The organism is Cupriavidus laharis (assembly GCF_914271435.1).
Taxonomy (GTDB): domain Bacteria; phylum Pseudomonadota; class Gammaproteobacteria; order Burkholderiales; family Burkholderiaceae; genus Cupriavidus; species Cupriavidus laharis.
In genome coordinates this window covers 118,073-136,580 of the sequence record NZ_CAJZAI010000011.1, presented here as the reverse complement: position 1 = coordinate 136,580, position 18,508 = coordinate 118,073, and the positions used below count along the sequence as shown (strand labels likewise).

13 protein-coding genes and 2 pseudogenes are annotated in these 18,508 nt (G+C 59.7%); 9 read left to right on the top strand and 6 right to left on the bottom strand.

Annotated features, from left to right (window positions below):
- Nucleotides 1–4: 4 nt before the first annotated feature.
- Both LDO29_RS20665 and LDO29_RS20660 read left to right on the top strand, forming a co-directional pair.
- A complete protein-coding gene (locus tag LDO29_RS20665; RefSeq protein WP_224081611.1) occupies nt 5–490 on the top strand; it encodes a hypothetical protein in 486 nt (161 codons plus the stop codon).
- A gap of 28 nt (nt 491–518) precedes the next feature.
- Complete coding sequence (locus LDO29_RS20660) at nt 519–1,400, top strand: S-4TM family putative pore-forming effector (protein WP_253074137.1); 882 nt, start codon at nt 519–521, stop codon at nt 1,398–1,400.
- Nucleotides 1,401–1,965: 565 nt separating this feature from the next.
- On the opposite strand, the gene LDO29_RS20655 is transcribed toward LDO29_RS20660, so the two are convergent.
- The 3 genes and pseudogenes from LDO29_RS20655 to LDO29_RS20645 form a co-directional block, all read right to left on the bottom strand.
- The gene (locus LDO29_RS20655; protein ID WP_224081609.1) at nt 1,966–2,523 is read right to left on the bottom strand and encodes a hypothetical protein; all 558 of its coding nucleotides are present in this window, start codon (nt 2,521–2,523) and stop codon (nt 1,966–1,968) included.
- Between the two features lie 8 nt (nt 2,524–2,531).
- Entirely contained in the window at nt 2,532–3,110 is a 579-nt protein-coding gene (locus LDO29_RS20650) for a ComF family protein (protein ID WP_224081608.1), read from the bottom strand.
- Nucleotides 3,111–3,326: 216 nt separating this feature from the next.
- Nucleotides 3,327–3,545: pseudogene (locus LDO29_RS20645) on the bottom strand (H-NS family nucleoid-associated regulatory protein); the annotation flags it as partial.
- Nucleotides 3,546–3,811: 266 nt separating this feature from the next.
- Here LDO29_RS20645 and LDO29_RS20640 point away from each other — a divergent pair.
- On the top strand, nt 3,812–4,072 hold the full coding sequence (locus LDO29_RS20640; protein WP_063239262.1) for a hypothetical protein: 261 nt from the start codon (nt 3,812–3,814) through the stop codon (nt 4,070–4,072).
- Between the two features lie 81 nt (nt 4,073–4,153).
- Here LDO29_RS20640 and tnpC (LDO29_RS20635) read toward each other — a convergent pair whose 3' ends face one another.
- From tnpC (LDO29_RS20635) to tnpA, 3 genes are read right to left on the bottom strand one after another with little or no spacing between them, the layout of a single operon-like run.
- Nucleotides 4,154–5,761 (bottom strand): IS66 family transposase, encoded by a 1,608-nt coding sequence (gene tnpC, locus LDO29_RS20635; protein WP_224081607.1) that lies wholly within the window; start codon nt 5,759–5,761, stop codon nt 4,154–4,156.
- A gap of 57 nt (nt 5,762–5,818) precedes the next feature.
- Nucleotides 5,819–6,172, bottom strand: a complete 354-nt coding sequence (gene tnpB, locus LDO29_RS20630) for an IS66 family insertion sequence element accessory protein TnpB (RefSeq protein WP_063239265.1) — start codon at nt 6,170–6,172, stop codon at nt 5,819–5,821.
- Complete coding sequence (tnpA, locus tag LDO29_RS20625) at nt 6,172–6,648, bottom strand: IS66-like element accessory protein TnpA (protein WP_063239266.1); 477 nt, start codon at nt 6,646–6,648, stop codon at nt 6,172–6,174. The genes tnpB and tnpA overlap by 1 nt, the downstream gene beginning before the upstream one ends.
- A gap of 78 nt (nt 6,649–6,726) precedes the next feature.
- On the opposite strand from tnpA, the pseudogene LDO29_RS20620 reads away from it, so the two are divergent.
- The 6 genes and pseudogenes from LDO29_RS20620 to LDO29_RS20595 form a co-directional block, all read left to right on the top strand.
- Nucleotides 6,727–9,720, top strand: a pseudogene (locus tag LDO29_RS20620) (Tn3 family transposase); the annotation flags it as partial.
- The gene (gene tnpC, locus LDO29_RS20615) at nt 9,713–10,072 is read left to right on the top strand and encodes a Tn3 family transposase post-transcriptional regulator TnpC (RefSeq protein ID WP_224081605.1); all 360 of its coding nucleotides are present in this window, start codon (nt 9,713–9,715) and stop codon (nt 10,070–10,072) included. The pseudogene LDO29_RS20620 and the gene tnpC (LDO29_RS20615), both read left to right, overlap by 8 nt.
- The gene (locus tag LDO29_RS20610; RefSeq protein WP_224081604.1) at nt 10,069–11,274 is read left to right on the top strand and encodes a hypothetical protein; all 1,206 of its coding nucleotides are present in this window, start codon (nt 10,069–10,071) and stop codon (nt 11,272–11,274) included. Before tnpC (LDO29_RS20615) ends, LDO29_RS20610 begins: the two co-directional genes overlap by 4 nt.
- 110 nt (nt 11,275–11,384) lie before the next feature.
- Complete coding sequence (locus LDO29_RS20605; protein ID WP_224081603.1) at nt 11,385–13,070, top strand: site-specific integrase; 1,686 nt, start codon at nt 11,385–11,387, stop codon at nt 13,068–13,070.
- A 495-nt stretch (nt 13,071–13,565) separates the two neighbouring features.
- Nucleotides 13,566–17,267 (top strand): PAS domain S-box protein, encoded by a 3,702-nt coding sequence (locus LDO29_RS20600; protein WP_224081602.1) that lies wholly within the window; start codon nt 13,566–13,568, stop codon nt 17,265–17,267.
- Nucleotides 17,264–18,502 (top strand): EAL domain-containing response regulator, encoded by a 1,239-nt coding sequence (locus LDO29_RS20595; protein ID WP_224081601.1) that lies wholly within the window; start codon nt 17,264–17,266, stop codon nt 18,500–18,502. The genes LDO29_RS20600 and LDO29_RS20595 overlap by 4 nt, the downstream gene beginning before the upstream one ends.
- The last annotated feature ends 6 nt before the right edge of the window (nt 18,503–18,508 follow it).

Below are 18,508 nucleotides of genomic sequence, written 5' to 3'. Positions count from 1 at the left end.
CATCATGCGCGCACATCCGGCGGTTTCGATTCCATCGCTGGCCGAACGGGCACTGGAGCTCCGTAGCCTCCAACTCGAGGGCGCAAATGTGACGTTCCTGTCGGGGCGTGCGTTGCATTACAGGTTCCATTTGGCACCTAGCGAATTCGGCCGGACCTATGAGTGCGAGTTGCGCATGAGGCCGGGCGCAACCGCACCGGAAATGTACGTGCTGAAGCCGGACCTGGTCGCACTGGCGGGCGAAGCAAAGATACCCCACTTCTATCCCGGGAAGGGGCCGGGCATTCACCTGTGCCTGTGGCGTCCCAAGAAACGAGAGTGGTCACCCCAGATGCGGCTGTCTGAAACGTACCTTGCCTGGACGGCACAGTGGTTGTGGTACTTCGAGGACTGGCTTGCAACGGGCACCTGGAATGGTGGCGGCGATCATCCTGCACCGGATAAGCGCCGCTGGGGTAAGCGAGCAAGAAAGGCAAACACCAATGAATGACATTTGCAGCAAACAGGTCGAGCCCCGCATGCTGAAATTTCTGCATGCGCGAACCCTCATCTACCGTCGCGCCAAAACGTACCAGGCAATCGGGCTTATCGTCTCACTCGGACTGCCACTCGCAGCACTGCTCGCGTCGGCATTCTGCGAGGGGGCCAAGCCGTACGTTGCGCTGTTTGCACTGACTTTCAGCTATCTAGAGGTGGTGTGTTTTGACTCGTGGCTGCGGATCCAACTCAAGACTGCTGCAAAGCTGCAGGAAGAGTTTGACTGCACAGTACTGCAGATGAACTGGAACAGCTTTCTCGTGGGAGCGCATCTGGACCCAGAACAGATCTTCGAGGATGACTTCCCGCAACTAGGCAGCCGGGATGAGCAGCGCCTGCGAAACTGGTATCCATCAGCCGTTGCTGGCTTGCCTGTCCACTTGGCCCGCCTGGTGTGCCAGCGGACGAACATCTGGTACGACAACACCCTGCGAAAACGCTATCGCCGACTGTTGCTGGCAGGGGCCACGGTGCTCATCGTTGTCGTCGGATCGATTTCACTTTGGATTGATCGGACATTGACGTCGTTCGTCCTGTCTACGCTTGCGCCGATGACGCCAGTCATCATCTGGGGATTGCGTGAACGCAACCGGCACGCCGCGGCCTGCGAACTGCTGGACAGGCTGAACGAGGAGGTCAAGAAACTTTTTTCATCGTCGCGGGCCGGCGCCTCGGAACAGCAACTCAGCACGCAATCCCGCGCGCTCCAGGATGCAATCTACAGCCATCGGGTTTCAAGCCCTTTGGTTTTCGATTGGATCTATAATCGCCTGCGCAGTCGACTGGAACAACAGATGAACGCCGGCGCCGAGCAGTTCTTGGAGGAACTCCGCCCCGCAGTGGCGAAACCTCTGGATGGTTGAACACACGTATGACGCTAGTCCAAGACTTCAACGCATTCCTGAGTGAAGCCGTCAATCTGAACAGCTCGTTTCGAGTTGCTTGAAAGCAGCATCGAATCGATTAAAGCGGCGGTGCACGGTTTGGTGTGGGGCCCCGTCCGGCGCCGCCTCGAAGAGCCGGCGGAGCGAGCCATGAAGCGCGGCGATGATGGCATCAAACGCCGAATTGCTGTGCGCGGCCCGCAAGGCGGATACCGACTTGAGGTACGCGTGAATTAGTACAGTACTTGATTCGCGTGCCAGGATGGCCGGTGGAACCCCTGCATCGCAACCAACGGAGGGGCAGTTCCTTGCCCCTATCTGCGCGTGCCTCGATCATCATGACAAGGCGATCGGCGGGCAAGTACGTTCTGGCTTTCCGCGAGCGATTGTCGGGCTTCAACCAACTGATCCGAGCGCCGCAGGTCCTCACATAGTGCCGGTCTCGGCGGGGCTGACCCTCGGCCGCAGTTAGCGTTGCATTTCGGGGCGAGCTATAAAAAGGGCCGCCGAAGCGTCCTCATGGCGTGGGGTCGGACCCAGTAGATCAGGCAAACATATCCGCCTGCTCGTGGCGTAGCTCGCTGATTTTCTCGTGCAGATGGATCTTGAGGTCAGCCTTCTGGAGGGCGGTCTCCGACATGAAGCCTAGCAATCCCTCAAGCTGAGCCACGTCGCCCACAGTCTGGAACCGCTTCGCCTTGTTGACGAAAACCACGGACTTCTTTTTCCGGCGCAGCAGCTCAATAACGTTGCTCAGGGTGCCCGTGCTTTTCGCATCCCAAATCATTAGTCCATAGTCGGCTTCCTTCGCCATTGCCAAGTCTTTCGCAGTAAAGAATGCGCGCGAGCCCGGCGCCGCACTTTTTACCTGGACGTGCTCGACCCGCCAATGGCCGATGTTGTTGCGCGCCTGGTCGCCGCTACAGTAAACCACGGCATCGCTGGCACCCTTCTGGTGTAGATACGACTGGATGGAGCTGTCCGCGCCATCAGCGTCGCCTACGATGACCGTGTACTTTTGCTCGATGATGTTGTCGATCCGCTCTTTGACCTTCACGTCCAGGTGCTTAATACTGATCGATCCGGCAATAAAAATCTTCATAGGAACCCTCACCAGGAAACCGCCGCAACGTAAATCCTGCCTATCTTCTTGTACGTCCTCAGCACTGTCGTCGCCGCCTCCAGCGAGGCGCCCGTATCGTAGAGGTCATCGACAAGCAAGACGTTCCACTGACCGTCTCCCCTAATTTCATCGTTCAACGTGATCGCCCCGGCAAGCACCTTCGCGCGCTCGTCTTTCGAGCCGATATCTTTCAAAGCCCGACCCGTTGTCGCCTTCCGCAAGATATCCTCAAAGCAATTGAGTTTAACGATGGCCGCCAACTCCCTTGCAATCTCGGTAACCGGCTGCCGTTGACGCGCCTTAGAAGCCGGCATGGGAACGATGAGGCCAACCTTTGCAAACTTTGAGTAGACATTGGCCGCGATGGCGTGCGCGATGACCTTTGCCTGATCCCAGTCGGAGCGGTATTTCAGTTGAAACAGTGCTTCGCCCGGTTCGGAGCGTTCCGTGTTGAACTGCGGGTGACCGTACTCATTGTCTCCAATGTAGGTGCTTCGGAGCGTGTGCTTGTCCAGAGCATAGCCCAAGTCCCAGTTGCCAAAAATCTGCTTGAGGTTTGTCTTCATTGTTCGCCCTCTTTTTGTGATCGATACATCACGTGAACGAAGCTTTCTCTAGGCCAAGTGACGACGACTGGCCAATTTTCAAGATTGGGACAGGAACCAATGGGTGGGGCCGAGGAGCTGCCCGGAATTCGAAAAAGATCCCCACATCTCTCGGCAACCCTCTGTTTTTGCTAAATCTTCAGCGCTCCGATACCCAGCATGGTGCTGGAAGCGCTTTTATCCGATGCGGAAAAACTCCACCGACTGCCCCGCATTGACCGCCCGCCGCAGCCAGTCGGGCATGTCGCCCTGCCCGTCCCAGCTCTGCCCGGCGGCATTGCGGTAGCAAACCACAGGTGCTGGCGCGGGTGCGGGTGGTGGCGGGGGCGGGGGCGGAGAAGGCGGATCGAAGCACCCCGCCGCTGCCAGCTCCTCCATGGTCAGCCCGTAGTCGGGGTCTGACCAAGATAAGGCCGATTTCCTATCATAAGCCTTTCAGTTATATGGATGCGCATCTATAGTTCTGATTGTTATAAGGAACAGAGCCCTCTGTCGAGCGACTCTTCCGCTACACTGGCCGGCCCATTGGAGATCTCAGTCCGGCATGGCCACCGTAGAACGTACGTAAGCGCTAAATCCAGCACACCTTGATGATTCCAGTTGTTACCCGGTAACGTTGCCGCACCGGAGTGTTACCGGGTAACGATCATGAGGAGTGCAGGATGGCGCAGACGACAGCACAGCGGCAGGCCGCCTATCGGGCAAGGCGCGCGACGGCGGGCAAGGACGGCAACGGAGAGCGGCGGCTGGACATGTGGGTCAGTACGGAAGCCGACCTTGCTCTTGCACGGCTGGCGCACCGTTACACGGTAACGAAGCGTCAGATGTTGGAGCGGCTGATCGCGCGAGCGGACGACGCGATCGTGCGCAGGCTCAATCTGGATTCGGAGCAGTGGGATCTCTATTTCAACGTCCCCCGCTAGCGCCTCGCTGTTACCGGGTAACGAGGGGCCTCTCTCCGTGTGATGGAGTCCCCGACTTGGGGGCAACGATCGACCCGCCGCTCAGGCAGGGTGCGGCGGCGCGGTTTGCCGCCGGGCGAAGTTGAACGGCAACAGGTCGCTGATGTCAGCGTCCGGCGCGCGCTGTGGCAGATCTGTGAGCACGTGGAGCAGATAAGCATACGGCTCGACGTCACAGGCGCGGCACGTAAGCATCAGGCTGTAGATCATGGCGCTCGCCTTCGCCCCCGCGACAGTGTCTGCAAAGAGCCATGCCTTTCGCCCTGTGCAGAATGGACGGATGTCACGTTCGACCGGATTGTTATCGATGGGCGCACGCCCATCGATAACATATCGGCTCAGGTATTCCCACTGGTTGCGCGCGTAGGCGATGGCCTTGCCCAGCAGGCTTTCCGGCAGTACCTGCGGTGCCTGCTGGTCCAGCCATGCCTTGAGGGCTTCCAGCAGCGGCACGCTGTGCTGTTGACGCAGCCGGTACGTGTAGTCGACGCGCGTTTCGCCTTCGGGTAGCTCTGCCTTGGCAAGCGTCTCGACCTGATACAGGGCCTGGAAGTACTCGAGCGCCTTTAGTACTCGAGCGCTGGGCTTTTTCTGCCCCTTTTGCGCATCAACGAACATCCTCCTCGCGTGCGCAACACAGCCAAAGTGGGTAACGCCTTCGAGCGTGCGCCAGGCGCTGTAGCCATCGGTCATCAGCATGCCCTCGTAGCCTGCGAGAAACGCCTGTGGATACTCCTGTCCGCGCCCCGGCTGGTAGTCGAACAGCACCACCGGATGCTCGCAGTCCTCCGCGCTGCGATACACCCACATGTACGATTTACTCTGCGCGGCCTTGCCTTCCTCCTTGAGCACCTGCACCGTCGTCTCGTCGCCATGGATCAGTGGCTGCGACAGCAGCGTGCGGCGCAGCGCCTCGTACAGCCGGCTGTAGTGCAGTTGCGCGGGCCGGATGATCCAGTTGGCCAGTGTGCCGCGGCCAACTGCAATGCCGGCGCGACCCAGCGCGTCTTCCATGCGGTACAGCGGCGTGCCGTCCACGTACTTGGCGGTGGTCACCGTCGCCAGCATCGCTGGGCTGGCGTTGCTGCCCGGCAGTGGTTGCGCCGGCATCGGCGCAGTCACCACCGGCGTGCGTTCGGCATTGCGCTCGCAGTGCCGACACGCGTATTTGAAGCGGACGTGCTGCAGAACGGAGACCTTTGCTTCGATGTGCAACTGCTCGCTGACTTCCTCGCCCATGCGGTGCATCGAACCTTGGCAACATGGGCAGACCTTCTGGTCCTCGGTCAGGTCGTACTCGATTCGCTGGCGCGGCATGTCCGCTGGCAGCGGCTTGCGACCACGTTTGCGGCCTGCAGGCTTGTCAGGCTCCGGCAACCCCGTGTCCGGCGGCGCGAGCGCGTCATCCTCATCGTCGTCGGCCGGCTCCGCAGTGGCCATTTGCTCCGCTTCGTCGAACACTCGGTCCTTGAGCTTCTCGCTGCTTGGTGCGAAGCGTTTGGACTGCGCGAGGCGGAACTGTTCTTCAAGGAGCTTGATGCGCTCGTTCAGCTCGGCGATGTGCTGAGCGTTGGCAGCGGCCCTCGCTTCGAGTTCGCGGATATAGGCCTGGGCGGCCGGCGGCAATTGGGAGAGGTCGTGTTCGTTCATGCTGAACACGATAGTGCAGCCATGGCGCAATCGGGTATACGTCACCCCGAACGACCATCAAGCCGTGTGCTGATATTTGCGTGACGGGTGGCGCTTCACCGCGTCCACGTCGATGCCGTCCAGCAGCCAGTGCAACTGCTCGGTTGTCAGCTCGATCACCGCCTGCTGACGCCGTGGCCACACGAAGCGGTCTTCCTCCAGGCGCTTGAGCAGCAACCAGAACCCGTTGCGGTCCCACAGCAACAGCTTGATGCGGTTGCGCCGACGGTTATGGAAGGCGTAGACGGCGCGGGCAAACGGATCAAGCTGCATCGACTGCTCGACCAGCGCAATCAACCCGTTGATCCCGAGGCGGAAGTCCACCGCATTGCGGTGCAGGTAGACCTGCAGGTCAGCATCAAGCCGGAACATCAACGCGCTCCCAACGCTTCGATCATCGCCTTCACCAGCGCAACGTCCTGTCCGCCGCATTCAAGTTCGACCGTCACGCCGTTGGGCAGCCGCGCCGTCAGTAGTGCAGGTTTCAGCGACGGACGTACCGATGGTTGGGTGGAAGCGGGCGCCTGGGCCGGCAGACATTGCAGTGCCACCGGCGATGCCGGGACGCGTGTTCCGCCGCTAGCCTCGACGACCGGTACGAACGCTGGCAATGCAAGCTCCGCACTGTCGGCCGCCGCGGCTTCTGTTGCCGCTTGGTGCAGCCGAATCCACTTGCGCAACTGGTTCGTATTGATGCCGACCTTGAGCGCCATCCCAGCTACCGATACCCCTGGCCGCAGACACGCCTCGACCAGTTGGCGCTTATCCCTGGGGTCAAAGTCTCGCTTCCCGTTGGAGCGAACACGGGTCACTCTCAGCGACGGAACTTCACATTCGTTGTCCATCATGCTTGCGTCCGCAAATAGTGGTTGCGGACGCAAGCCTGCCCACTCTCAGCCGGAAAAGCTAGGTGCGGTTAATTTCGCGCTTACGAACGTACCGCCTATCCGCGCTTTCCCAAGGTCTTTTCGACGGGGGAATTGCAGGCCTGCTATACGCCTGATATCGAAGAACTGGAGTGGGGGCGACGAAACGCGCGGGGGCAGTCCTCTCGCTTGGGCCTGCTGGTCCTGCTGAAGGTTTTTCAGCAGATGCACCACTTCCCCAACCTCGATTCCATTCCTGTCGCTGTCATTGATCACGTCCGAGCCTGCGTAGACATCGGTGCGGAGGTCGAGTTTGGCTACGACAGGGCCCGGTCGGTCGCGTTGTTTCGCCACTACGCTGCGATTCGGGAGTTTCTCGGCATCCAGTCCTACTATGGCACCGATGCCAACGAAGTCGCCGTGCGTGCGGCACGGGAAGCGGCCGAGACCATGGACCAGTCGGTGGACATTATCAATGCCACCATCGACAGCCTGATCCAGCAGCAGGTCGAATTACCGGCGTTCTCGACGCTGGACGCGATTGCGGAACAAGTCCATGCGCGCACGCAAACAGCGCTATTCCGGCGCGTCGCGCGACGCCTGACGGACGACGACAAGGCCCAACTGGACCGCCTCCTCAAACGGGAATTCAATCAGCGCCAGACCGCGTACAACACCATCAAGCGCTACGCGTTGCGGCCGTCGCGCAAGCACATCTCCTTGTTGATCGAACATCTCACCTGGCTCGAAGGCTTTGGGGACTACGGTCGTGCACTGGAAGGCGTGCCAGCCACAAAGCTGCGCTCCCTGTCATCGCAATCGATGAGTCTGGACGCGGCCAATCTGAAGGAGATGCTGCCCGAGCGTCGCTATACCCTGATCGTGGCGCTGCTGCACCAAATGCGTGTGCGTGCCCGCGACGATCTGGCCGAGATGTTCATCCGCCGGGTAGGTGCTATCCACAAGCGGGCCAAGGAAGAGCTTGCGCTCATCCAGGCGCGGCAGCGTGAACAGATGGAAAGCCTCGTGGACCTGCTCGACGGGGTTGTCAACATCGTTGACGATCACGGGGACGACACTGCGCTGGGCGCACAGGTACGTAAGTATCTGGCGCCGACAGGCAGTCTCGAGCCCTTGCGCGAGAGCTGCGCCGAGGTGCGGGCCTACAGCGGCAAGAACTACCTACCGTTGCTGTGGCGTCATTTCAAGGCGCATCGATCGGTGCTGTTGCGCCTGGCGCGAGCCCTGGCATGGGGATCGACCACGCAATCCCAAACCTTGCTGACGGCATTGGACGCGGCGTTCGAGAACGAGTCGCTGCACCGGGAATGGATTGCCGTCGACGTTGACATCAGCTTTGCCTCGGAACGCTGGCGCAAGCTGGTGCGCCGCCCGACCGATCTGGGTGCCCCGACCAACCGGCGCTATCTGGAGCTCTGCGTGCTGTCCTATATGGCCAAGGAACTGCGCAGCGGCGATCTTTGTGTAGCTGGATCGGACGCCTTCGCCGACTACCGGGCTCACCTGCTGCCCTGGCGCGAGTGTGAACAGCGTCTGCCAAGCTACTGCGAGAAGTTCAGCATGCCCGACAGCGGCGCCGGCTTCGTGGCCCAACTGCGTCAGTGGCTGACGGACACGGCCCGCCAACTGGACGAACGCTTCCCCGAGAAGTCCGAGCATGTGATCATCAACAGGGCGGGCGAGTTGGTAGTGCGTCGTACTGCGGCTACAGCCGTCCCAGAAAGCGCGGTCGCCCTGCAAAAAGCGCTGATGAAACGCATGCCGGTCCGGAACCTGCTGGATGTGCTGGCCAATATCGAGCACTGGACGCAATTCACCCGGCACTTCGGCCCGCTCAGCGGCAGTGATCCCAAGATCCGTAATGCTGCCGAGCGGTACCTGCTGACCATCTTCGCGATGGGCTGTAATCTGGGGCCCACCCAGGCGGCCCGTCACATGGGCGACAAGATCACGCCGCACATGATGTCGTTCGTCAACCGGCGGCACCTGAGCCTGGAGCGGCTGGAAACCGCGCAGCGCGAGCTGATCGAGCTTTATTTGCGATTGGATCTGCCCAAGCATTGGGGCGACGGCAAGACAGTGGCGGCCGACGGCACCCAGTACGATTTCTACGACAACAATCTGCTGGCCGGTTACCACTTCCGGTACCGCAAGATGGGCGCGGTGGCATACCGGCATGTGGCCGACAACTACATTGCGGTTTTTCGGCATTTCATCCCGCCAGGCATCTGGGAGGCGATCTACGTCATCGAGGGCCTTCTCAAGGCAGGCCTGAGCGTCGAGGCAGATACCGTTCATGCCGACACCCAGGGCCAGTCGGCGGCGGTCTTCGCCTTCACACACCTGCTGGGCATCAAGTTGATGCCGCGCATCCGAAACTGGCAGGATCTCAAGCTGTACCGGGCGGATGCCGAGACGAAATACCAGCACATCGACGCCCTGTTCACCGAAACGGTCGACTGGGATCTCATCGAGCGGCATTGGCAGGACCTGATGCAACTGACGCTGTCGATCCAGACTGGCGCACTGTCGTCGCCCTTGCTGCTGCGCCGGTTCGGTGCGGCCAGCCCGAAGAATCGGCTGTCTTTGGCTGCAGAGGAACTGGGCAAGGTCATACGCACCATCTTCCTGCTCGAGTGGATCGGCAGCGGTGAACTTCGTCAGGAGATTACCGCCACCACCAACAAGGTCGAGTCCTACAATGGTTTTGCCAAGTGGTTCTCGTTTGGCGGTGACGTGCTGCCGGTTAACGATCCGGACGAACAACAGAAGCGCCTGCGCTACAACGACCTGATGGCCTCGGCCGCGATCCTGCAGAACACGGTCGACATGATGCAGGCATTGCGGGCGATGGTGAAGGAAGGCATCCCGGTCAATCCGGCCGATATCGCCTTCCTGAGCCCCTATCTCACCAGCAACCTGAAGCGCTTTGGCAAATACGAGCTTGACTTCGAACGTATCGAGAGCTGGATTCGCGACAGCCTGTTCGCGGGGCCAGCCCATTCTATCCGGAGGCCCAAACGCCATGCCTGATATCGAGACCCCCTACGGCGCCGTCGATGCCGACGCGTTGCAGTCGTTGCAGCAGCGCTACGATACCCTGGTCATCCAACAAGCGGTGGATCAATTCGACGCGCTTCGAGCTCGCTGCGGACCGGATGGGCTGCGCGACGATCTGCTGCGCTTGCATGGCATGGCGCATGCCGTGATCAATGGCGCGAGCCTGTCGTATTCGACCGACGATCTGACACTGGTGGAACAAGCCGATTGTGTCATCGAGGAACTGGAAGACTGGGTGATGATGCTCGACCGGATGATCGTCGCGCTGCGTCCCCTGCAGGATTTGCGATCCAAAACGGACGACGATTACGACGATTCAATATGAAGCAAGCCAGTTACAAGTGGCAGTTTGCCCAGCGTTTCCGCCGCCATGCGTTCGGCTGGCGCTCGGATGCACCCATCCAGCGCATCAAGGAAGCGCTCGCTGAAATCAAGCAGGTCGCCCGTACCGATGCGGTGCTCGCGGCCGAAGGGGCCGTCAAGTTCCTGGAGAAGGTTTCGCCCGCGCTGGAACACGTCGATAGTTCTTCCGGTGCGCTCGGCACCGCAGTGAACCGGGCGATTGAGGTACTGGTACCGATCATTGCCGACGCGCCAGTCGATACCAAAAACCGTGAGCATTGGCTCGAGCGTCTCTGGGAAGCGATCCAGGATCAAGGCGTTCCCTATATCGAGGCATTGGGCGAAGACTGGGACCGGCTTTGCGTGACCCCAGAGATCGCGAACACGTGGGCGGACCGGTTTCTGCCTCTGGTGGAGCATATCTGGGGCGAGCGCGCCGGCGGCTATTTCGCGGGAACCCCGATCTGCCTGGCTTCGCTGTATGCAGCAGGTCGGCATGCGCAGTTGATCGCGCTGGTGGACAGCGCCCCCTTCAAGTGGTGGCATGACCGGCAGTGGGCCGTGAAGGCGCTAATTGCGATGGGTAGGAAAGCCGAAGCCATCGCCTACGCGGAAGCCTCACGCGGTCTCAACAGCCCGGATGGGCTGATAGCGCAGGCCTGTGAAGAGATTCTGCTGTCATCGGGTCTTGCTGATGATGCCTACCAGCGCTATGCGCACGAAGCCAACCGGGGCACAACCTACCTGGCGACCTTCCGCGCGATCGCCAGGAAGTATCCGAACAAGGGGCAAGAAACAATCCTGCGTGATCTGATCGCCCAGTCGCCCGAAGCGCCGGGCAAGTGGTTTGCCGCGGCCAAGGATGCTGGCTTCTTCGAACTTGCCATCGAGCTGGCCAACACCAGTCCGACCGATCCACGCACGCTGACGCGCGCGGCCAGGGATTTTGCGCAAAAGCAGCCAGCGTTCGCCATGGCCGCTGGGATGGCGGCGTTGCACTGGATCTCGCAGGGCTACGGCTACGAAATCACGGGAATTGATGTGCTCGATGCCAGCCGAGCGACCCTGCAGGCCGCCGGCCATGCCGGCGTCGATCCCGAAGCCGTTCGGGATCAGATCCGTCGGTTGGCTACCGGGATTTCTCCGCAGACCGACTTCGTCAGCAAGGTCTTGCAGGCCCTCTGACCAACCGGTGTATCGGCGCAAGTCTATGAGAATGGTTTTCGTCGTTGATACAGAGATAAGGGTTATTATCCTTGTACTATCATTTCGGTACGAAACTCGCTTCGGTCGAAATGCCCCGACACCCGCCCACTCCCGGCGGCTTCCCGGATACCGCGGCGCTGGCCGCGCTGCGCGCCTGGTACGAAGGCGCATCATCGCGGCAGGCCGCCGCCCACTTTCTTGCCGATCGTCTCGGTGATCACCTCGCTGCAGGCCAGTCGGCCCGCAGCCTCATCGGGCCGATCCGGCGGCAACTCACGCAGTACGCCCAGCAACGCCTGCGTCCCGATCTGGCCGCGCTGTTCGAAGGCCCGGCCGATCGACGCCGGCGCCATGCCAGGGCCGCGGCGCAGGCGGTCGAGCAGCTGCGCACGCTGCCCCTTCCCATGCCGCAAATTAGCGACGACATTGCGCGATGGCTGCCGCCACGCGCGGTACGCGTGCTGCGCGCCGCAGAAATAGGTACGCTGGCCGATCTCACCGTGCGCATCCCGCGCCGGCGGCAATGGTGGACCGCGATCCCGGGGCTCGGGCCCGCCAGTGCCCGGCGCATCGAGGCCTTCTTTGCCGCGCACCCGGCGCTCACCGAGCGGGCCCGTGCCCTGATCGTTGCCGGGCAGCGCTCGGAGGTCGCGCCGTGGGAGGTGCTGCGCGTGCCCCACGACGTTGATGGTTCCGCCGGGGCATTCCGCGCGCCCGTGGCCAGTTGCATCCTGGGCGCGGACAACGATTACGATGCCATCCAGGCCTGGCTCGCCCTGCACGAAACCCCGGCTACCCAGCGCGCCTACCGCAAGGAGGCGGAACGGCTGATCCTGTGGGCCATTGTCGCGCGAGGCAAGGCACTGTCCTCGCTGACCACCAAGGATGCGACGGACTACCGCGCCTTCCTGCGCAAGCCGTCGCCACGTGAACGCTGGGTCGGGCCGCCGCGGCCGCGCACGGCGCCGGACTGGCGGCCGTTTGCGGGTAATCTGTCGGCCCGTTCGGTGGCGCAGGCGCTCGCCGTGCTCAGCGCCATGTTCCGCTGGCTCGTCGAGCAGCGCTATGTCATGGCCAATCCCTTTGCCGGCATCAAAGTGCGAGGCAGCCAGCACGCAAAGGCGGTGGCCACGACCCACGCCTTCACCGAAGGGGAATGGCTGCTGGTGCGGACCATCGCGAGCGGGCTCGAATGGTTGTACGGATGGGAAGCAACGGCGGCGCAACGGTTGCGCTTCCTGCTGGACTTCGGCTATGCCACAGGACTGCGGATCAGCGAACTGACCCAGGCGATGTTGCGCAATGTCGAGGTGGATGCCGCCGGCGATCACTGGCTGCATGTCGTTGGCAAGGGCGGCAAGCCAGCCAAGGTTACCCTGACGCCGCTGGCGCGCGTCGCGCTCGATCGCTATCTGCAGGAGCGCGGCTTACCGATCAGCCGCGCCCGCTGGGAGCCGGCCACGCCACTGGTCGGTAGCGTGGACGGAAGCGAGACCGGCATCACGGCGCTACGGCTTTGGGAGGTCATGCGCCGATTTTTCCGGTTGGCCGCAGACAGCTTGGCCAGCGACCACCCACCGCTGACCGAGAAGCTCCGCCGTGCCACGCCGCATTGGATGCGGCATACCCATGCCACGCACGCGCTGGCCAAGGGCGTTGAGCTCAGCGCCGTGCGCGATAACCTGCGCCATGCGTCGATTTCGACCACGTCGATCTATCTCCACAGCGACGACGTCAAGCGGGCAAGGCAGTTTGGGCAGGCGTTCACGGCCTGAACTGCTTATTCCAACCAAGAATAACGTGGCGTGTTTTCATCACCAAGGGGCTGTGAGAACACCGTACAAGTTCACTATAATTTAACTGCTTCATGAAAATTCATGAAAAGATGAGCCGAGAAAGCACCATAGCTCAGTCGGGTGGGTGCGGGATAGTGAAACTTGTTAGATAAAAAGCACTTTAAGGGCCTCGCACAAGGGGCAGCACTTATACTTGCCTTGTGGGTCGCTCTGGCGTCGGCCATGATGTGGGATCGGAGGGCTGAGCAGCGTGCAGCCGAGGGGCGCGCTGGTGCCTTATGCGATCTACTTGCAGAGCACACGACTCGAGTACTGCGGCAAGCCGATCAGTTGGCTTGGATGGTTTCACGAGAAGTACAGAAATCGGGGCCCGGAATCCCCCTAGTTCCCTACGTTCAGGCAAAGGCGGTTCAGCTAGGCTTGTTCTTACAAGTCGCCGTCATCGATCGGCATGGTGTCCTACGAGCGTCAACCATGTCGGGTTTCAAGCCAGTCGATCTCAGTGACAGGCCGCATTTCCGAGTGCACATCGATGCTCCGGTATCTGGTCTCTATATCAGCGAACCCCTCGTTGGCCGGGCAAGCGGCAAGCCGTCTATTCAGCTATCAAGGCGAATAGACGGCGATGAAGGCTTTGTCGGTGTGGCAGTGGTTTCCCTGGATCCTGCCCATCTAATGCAGTTGTTCGATCGACTCAGAGTGGGTGAGCGCGGAGAGGTGTTGGTGTTCGGTGCGAAAGATTTCATCATTCGCGCTGGTCGTTCGTATCCGGATGCGCATCTTGGTGAGCAAATACCTTCGACGAGCGCCTTTGCCCGGACCTTTTCCATATCGCCAGGCATGGGACGTTATCGCGGTCCCAGCTTCGTCGACAACACGACGCAGGTGGTCGCCTATCGTTCGCTTCAAGATTACCCACTCGCCGTGGCCGTTGGCTTGTCTGAAGCGGAATACCTTACCGGTTATCGATCACGACGCAACTTCCTATTCGTCGTAGGGATCATGATGACGATGCTGATTTTCTATGCGCGCGCAAAACAGGCCGCGCTAATGGACAGCATGCTGGGGGCCACGCTTGCCGCTAACTCCGCGAGAGAACGCGAGATCGCTAAGGCAGAGCGAATTGATGCGCTGTTCCAGGCGATCCCTTATCCGGCAATGGGTTTAGGAAAAGCAGGTGAAGTGGACGGCTTCAACAGCCACATGCTGGAGCTTTTGCACGCGACCCGCCCCGAACTGATGGGGACTTCGCTAACGTGCATTGGCGAGATTTTTTTCCGGAACGACCTCAGCAGTGACCGACAATTTAAGGTGCAGGCGTTTTGTGAGGCGCTGCGCGGAGAGGCAAAACAAACGCTGGTGTTCCGTATCGTCTCAGTAACTGCCACGGTGTACGAGATCCAAGTCGATTCGCGCCGCGATGGCGGAACAATTGTGCTCTTCCGCGACATCACGACCCAAGCCGATCTGCAGGAGAGTGAACGGAATCTGGATATCACATTGCACGCGATCAGTGATGCAGTGATTTCCACTGACGCTGAAGGAAACGTTAAACGCATTAACGGAATGGCGAGCCGCCTCATTGGCTTGGAATGGTGCGATGCGGTTGGCAAGCAGGTCACCGATGTATTGCGTTTGACGAGTGCAACTGATGGTGAGGTTTCCGTGGATCCAGTTCGCGAAGTATTGCGTACCGGCCAGCAGGTTCACCGATCTGGCTTGTTGCTGCGCAGCCCGGCAACCATGATGCCGGTAGACATAACGCTGAGTGCAGCGCCCCTGCACAATGATGCTGGCGATTTCCAAGGCACTGTCCTGGTGATGCGCGATGTTAGCGTTGAGCGTGCAGCGGCGAAGGCACTCCAAGCAAGCGAGGAGCGTTATCGCAAGCTAATCGAGTTTTTGCCTTATGCGGTCGTTGTACAGCGCAACGACGTGATTTGCTACGCCAATCCCATGGCCGTCAACATGCTTAGGGCACCTTCGGCTGATGCATTGCTGGATCGAAATGTCCTTGACTTAGTTCATTGCAATGATCGAGCCCTAGTCAAATCACGGATTGATTTGCTGCGTGAGCAACGAATCGGAGTGCCGACTATAGCTGAGCGTTGGACGCGCCTTGACGGTTCCATACTGGAATGCGAGGTTACCGCGGTGCCATACGACTGGGATGGCGAGCCTTCCGCACTAGTGCTTTTGCAGGATATTAGTGCCCGCCGGCTCGCCGAAACGCAGCGGGATCGGTTCTTCGAGCTGTCAGTAGACTTACAGTGCATCGCTAGTGCCGACGGTTATTTCATACGCGTGAATCAAGCCTTTACTGAGGTCTTGGGGTGGACTTCAGAGGAACTTGCGCTCCGTCCCTATATCGATTTCGTGCATCCGGAAGACCGGCCAAGCACTTTAGAGATTGCTGCCTCACGCGACGCTGGCGTGCTGGCGGAGCATTTCGAGAACCGTTATGCCTGCAAGAACGGCACCTATTGTTGGCTTGCCTGGAATGCGGTACGGGAGCCAGACGGTAACATCTATGCAATCGCACGGGATGTCACCGAAATTCGCGCCGCGCGCGACCAGTTGTTGCGTGCCAAAGGCGAAGCGGAGTCTGTATCGCGAGCGAAAAGCGCATTCCTTGCCGCCATGAGTCATGAAATCCGTACCCCCATGAACGGCGTGGTTGGCATGATCGAAGTGTTAAGCCGCAGCGAGCTTAGCGAGAACCAGTCCGATATCGCTTCAACGATCCGCCAGTCGGCTGCTACACTGCTTCGAATCATCGATGACATTCTGGATTTTTCTAAGATTGAGGCTGGCCACATGGAAATTGAGCGCCGCCCGGTCTCACCGCGTCAGGTCGTCGATGGCGTATATTCAGCGCTCCTGCCGATAGCCAGCGCCGCTGATGTCAATCTTCGTTGTATCGTCTCCGCAGACGTCGCAGATTGCATACTCGCGGATGAAACACGCCTGCGTCAGGTGCTGTATAACCTAGTTGGCAATGCCATCAAATTTTCTGCCGGTCGGCCCGAATTGGCGGGTTCAGTACAGATCAGCGTTAGCGCTAACGGCGCCCAAGGAGACAAACCTGCCACGCAAACCATTACGTTCTCTGTGGCAGATAACGGTATCGGCATCGCTAGCGATGCGATCCCTAGCCTGTTCGAGCCGTTTACCCAGGCTGAGGTGTCGACAACGCGACGCTACGGCGGTACTGGCCTGGGGCTGGCCATCTGCAAACGCCTAGTAAGTGCCATGGGTGGACAGATTGCAGTAACAAGCGAAGTAGGAATCGGCTCGGTATTTTCAGCGATCCTCTCCTTCCCGCTAGTGCCTGCTTCCATCGAACGCGACGAGTTAGTCCCCAAGCAACCGCGGACTTCGCCCCACGAATCCAGCAAGATCCTTGTTGTTGAGGACGATCCCCTCAACCAGAAAGTGATAGGTGCCCAACTGGAGCTTCTCGGTTACTCATTCACATTGGCTAACAACGGCACGGAAGCGATAGCGGAGTGGCGCCGGTCACACTACGGAATGATCCTGACCGATATTCATATGCCGGTCATGGATGGCTATGCGTTGGTTCGTGCTATCCGGGACGCGGAAGAAGGTGGCGTGGTCACTCCGATTGTGGCGCTGAGCGCCGACGCCATGCTTGGCGAGAAACAACGAGCCTTGGCGGCTGGCATGGACGATTACCTCACCAAGCCTTTGCACCTTGATAGTTTGAAAGCCGTACTCGGACGCTGGCTCGGACCTGCGTCGGCCCATGGAATGATGGCTCAGGATGAGAAAAAGGTGGTCGAAGCCGCCCTAGATGCGTCTATGCTTCATAAGATGATCGGAGACGATCCTGGGATCATTTCCGAATTGCTGTCTGCCTATGCCGAGCAACTGCAATCGATCCACCTTGATCTGCGCCGGGCTCTCTCCGAAGGCGACCGAGACAATGCTGGATACCTCGCCCATCGGCTAAAGTCGTCCTCACGATCAGTAGGCGCTGCGGCATTGGGCAAACTTTGCGCACAGATCGAGAGCGCCTGCAAAGATGACAGCGAGTTGAGGCCGCTCCTCGCATCGTTCGAGACAGAGGTATTACGTGTAACGGCTTCGCTGTCGGCATTGCAGCATGGAACTCCAGTTGGCACGGTGCCGGCCAAAGAAGGGAAAGTACAATGACAAGCACGCCTGCCGCGGAAGTGGTTCTGATTGACGATGATGTATTCAGCCTTAAACTGCTGAGTCGACAGCTTGAGCAGATTGGATACGACAGGGTTACCGCGTTTGAGCGGGCCAATGATGCCCTTGCTTTGATCCAGAACGCGCCGCGTAAATTCCGGCTGGTCATCGCGGACCTGCAGATGCCGGAAATGGACGGCATTGAATTCCTCCGCCACCTTTCCGTGACAGGTTATACCGGTGCCGTATTGCTGATTAGCGGTGAGGGCCAGAGGATACTGCAGACTGCGGAACAACTTGCCAACCTGCATGGGCTGCAAGTGATCGGTTGTTTGCCGAAACCGGTTACCAAAGCGTCACTGGAGAAGACACTGAGAGATCGAAAGCTCGGACCGATCTGGCGTCCGCCAAAGATGGCCGCGCCGCAATTTGCGGCAGCCGATCTGGAAGCTGCAATCGACGAATCCGAGATCGTTGCCTATTACCAGCCAAAGATTGCTCTTGCCGATGGCGCGTTGGTTGGTGTCGAAGCGCTAGCACGGTGGCGACACCCGCACGGCGGTATATTACCCGCGTCGCAGTTTATCAATGCGGTCGAGATCCATGGGCATGCTCGCCTGCTAGACAAATCCATGCTCAACCAGGTACTGCTGCAGGCAAAATGCTGGCAGGACGCGGATTTCGACCTGCCCATTGCGCTCAACGTCCAAATGGAAAGCCTTGGCACGTTCGGATTTCTGGACGAGCTGGAGCATGCAACTGCGGTGTCGGGAGTCGACATTTCCTGCCTGACCATCGAACTTACCGAATCCCAGATCATGGCGAGTCCTGTTATATCGCTGGAGATACTCGCCAGACTCAGACTCATGGGGGTAAACCTTTCCATAGACGATTTCGGCACGGGTCATTCGACGCTGACCAAGCTAAGAGATATCCCTTTCTCTGAAATGAAGCTGGATCGGAGTTTCGTACACGGCGCTGGCCATGAAGGCAAGGCCGTTTCACAAGCCATTGTAGAGTCCACAGTATCTCTTGCTCACCGTCTCGGCTTGCGCATTGTTGCAGAAGGAGTAGAGAATCGGGCGGACTGGGATTATGTCGCTGAAATAGGATGCGACGTTGCACAAGGGTTCTTTGTCGCAAAGCCAATGCCCGCATCGGAATTACGAAACTGGCTCGGACTATGGGATACCAGAAAATCTGATTTGCGTAGTTCAGATGAGAGCGGCCCTTAATATGAT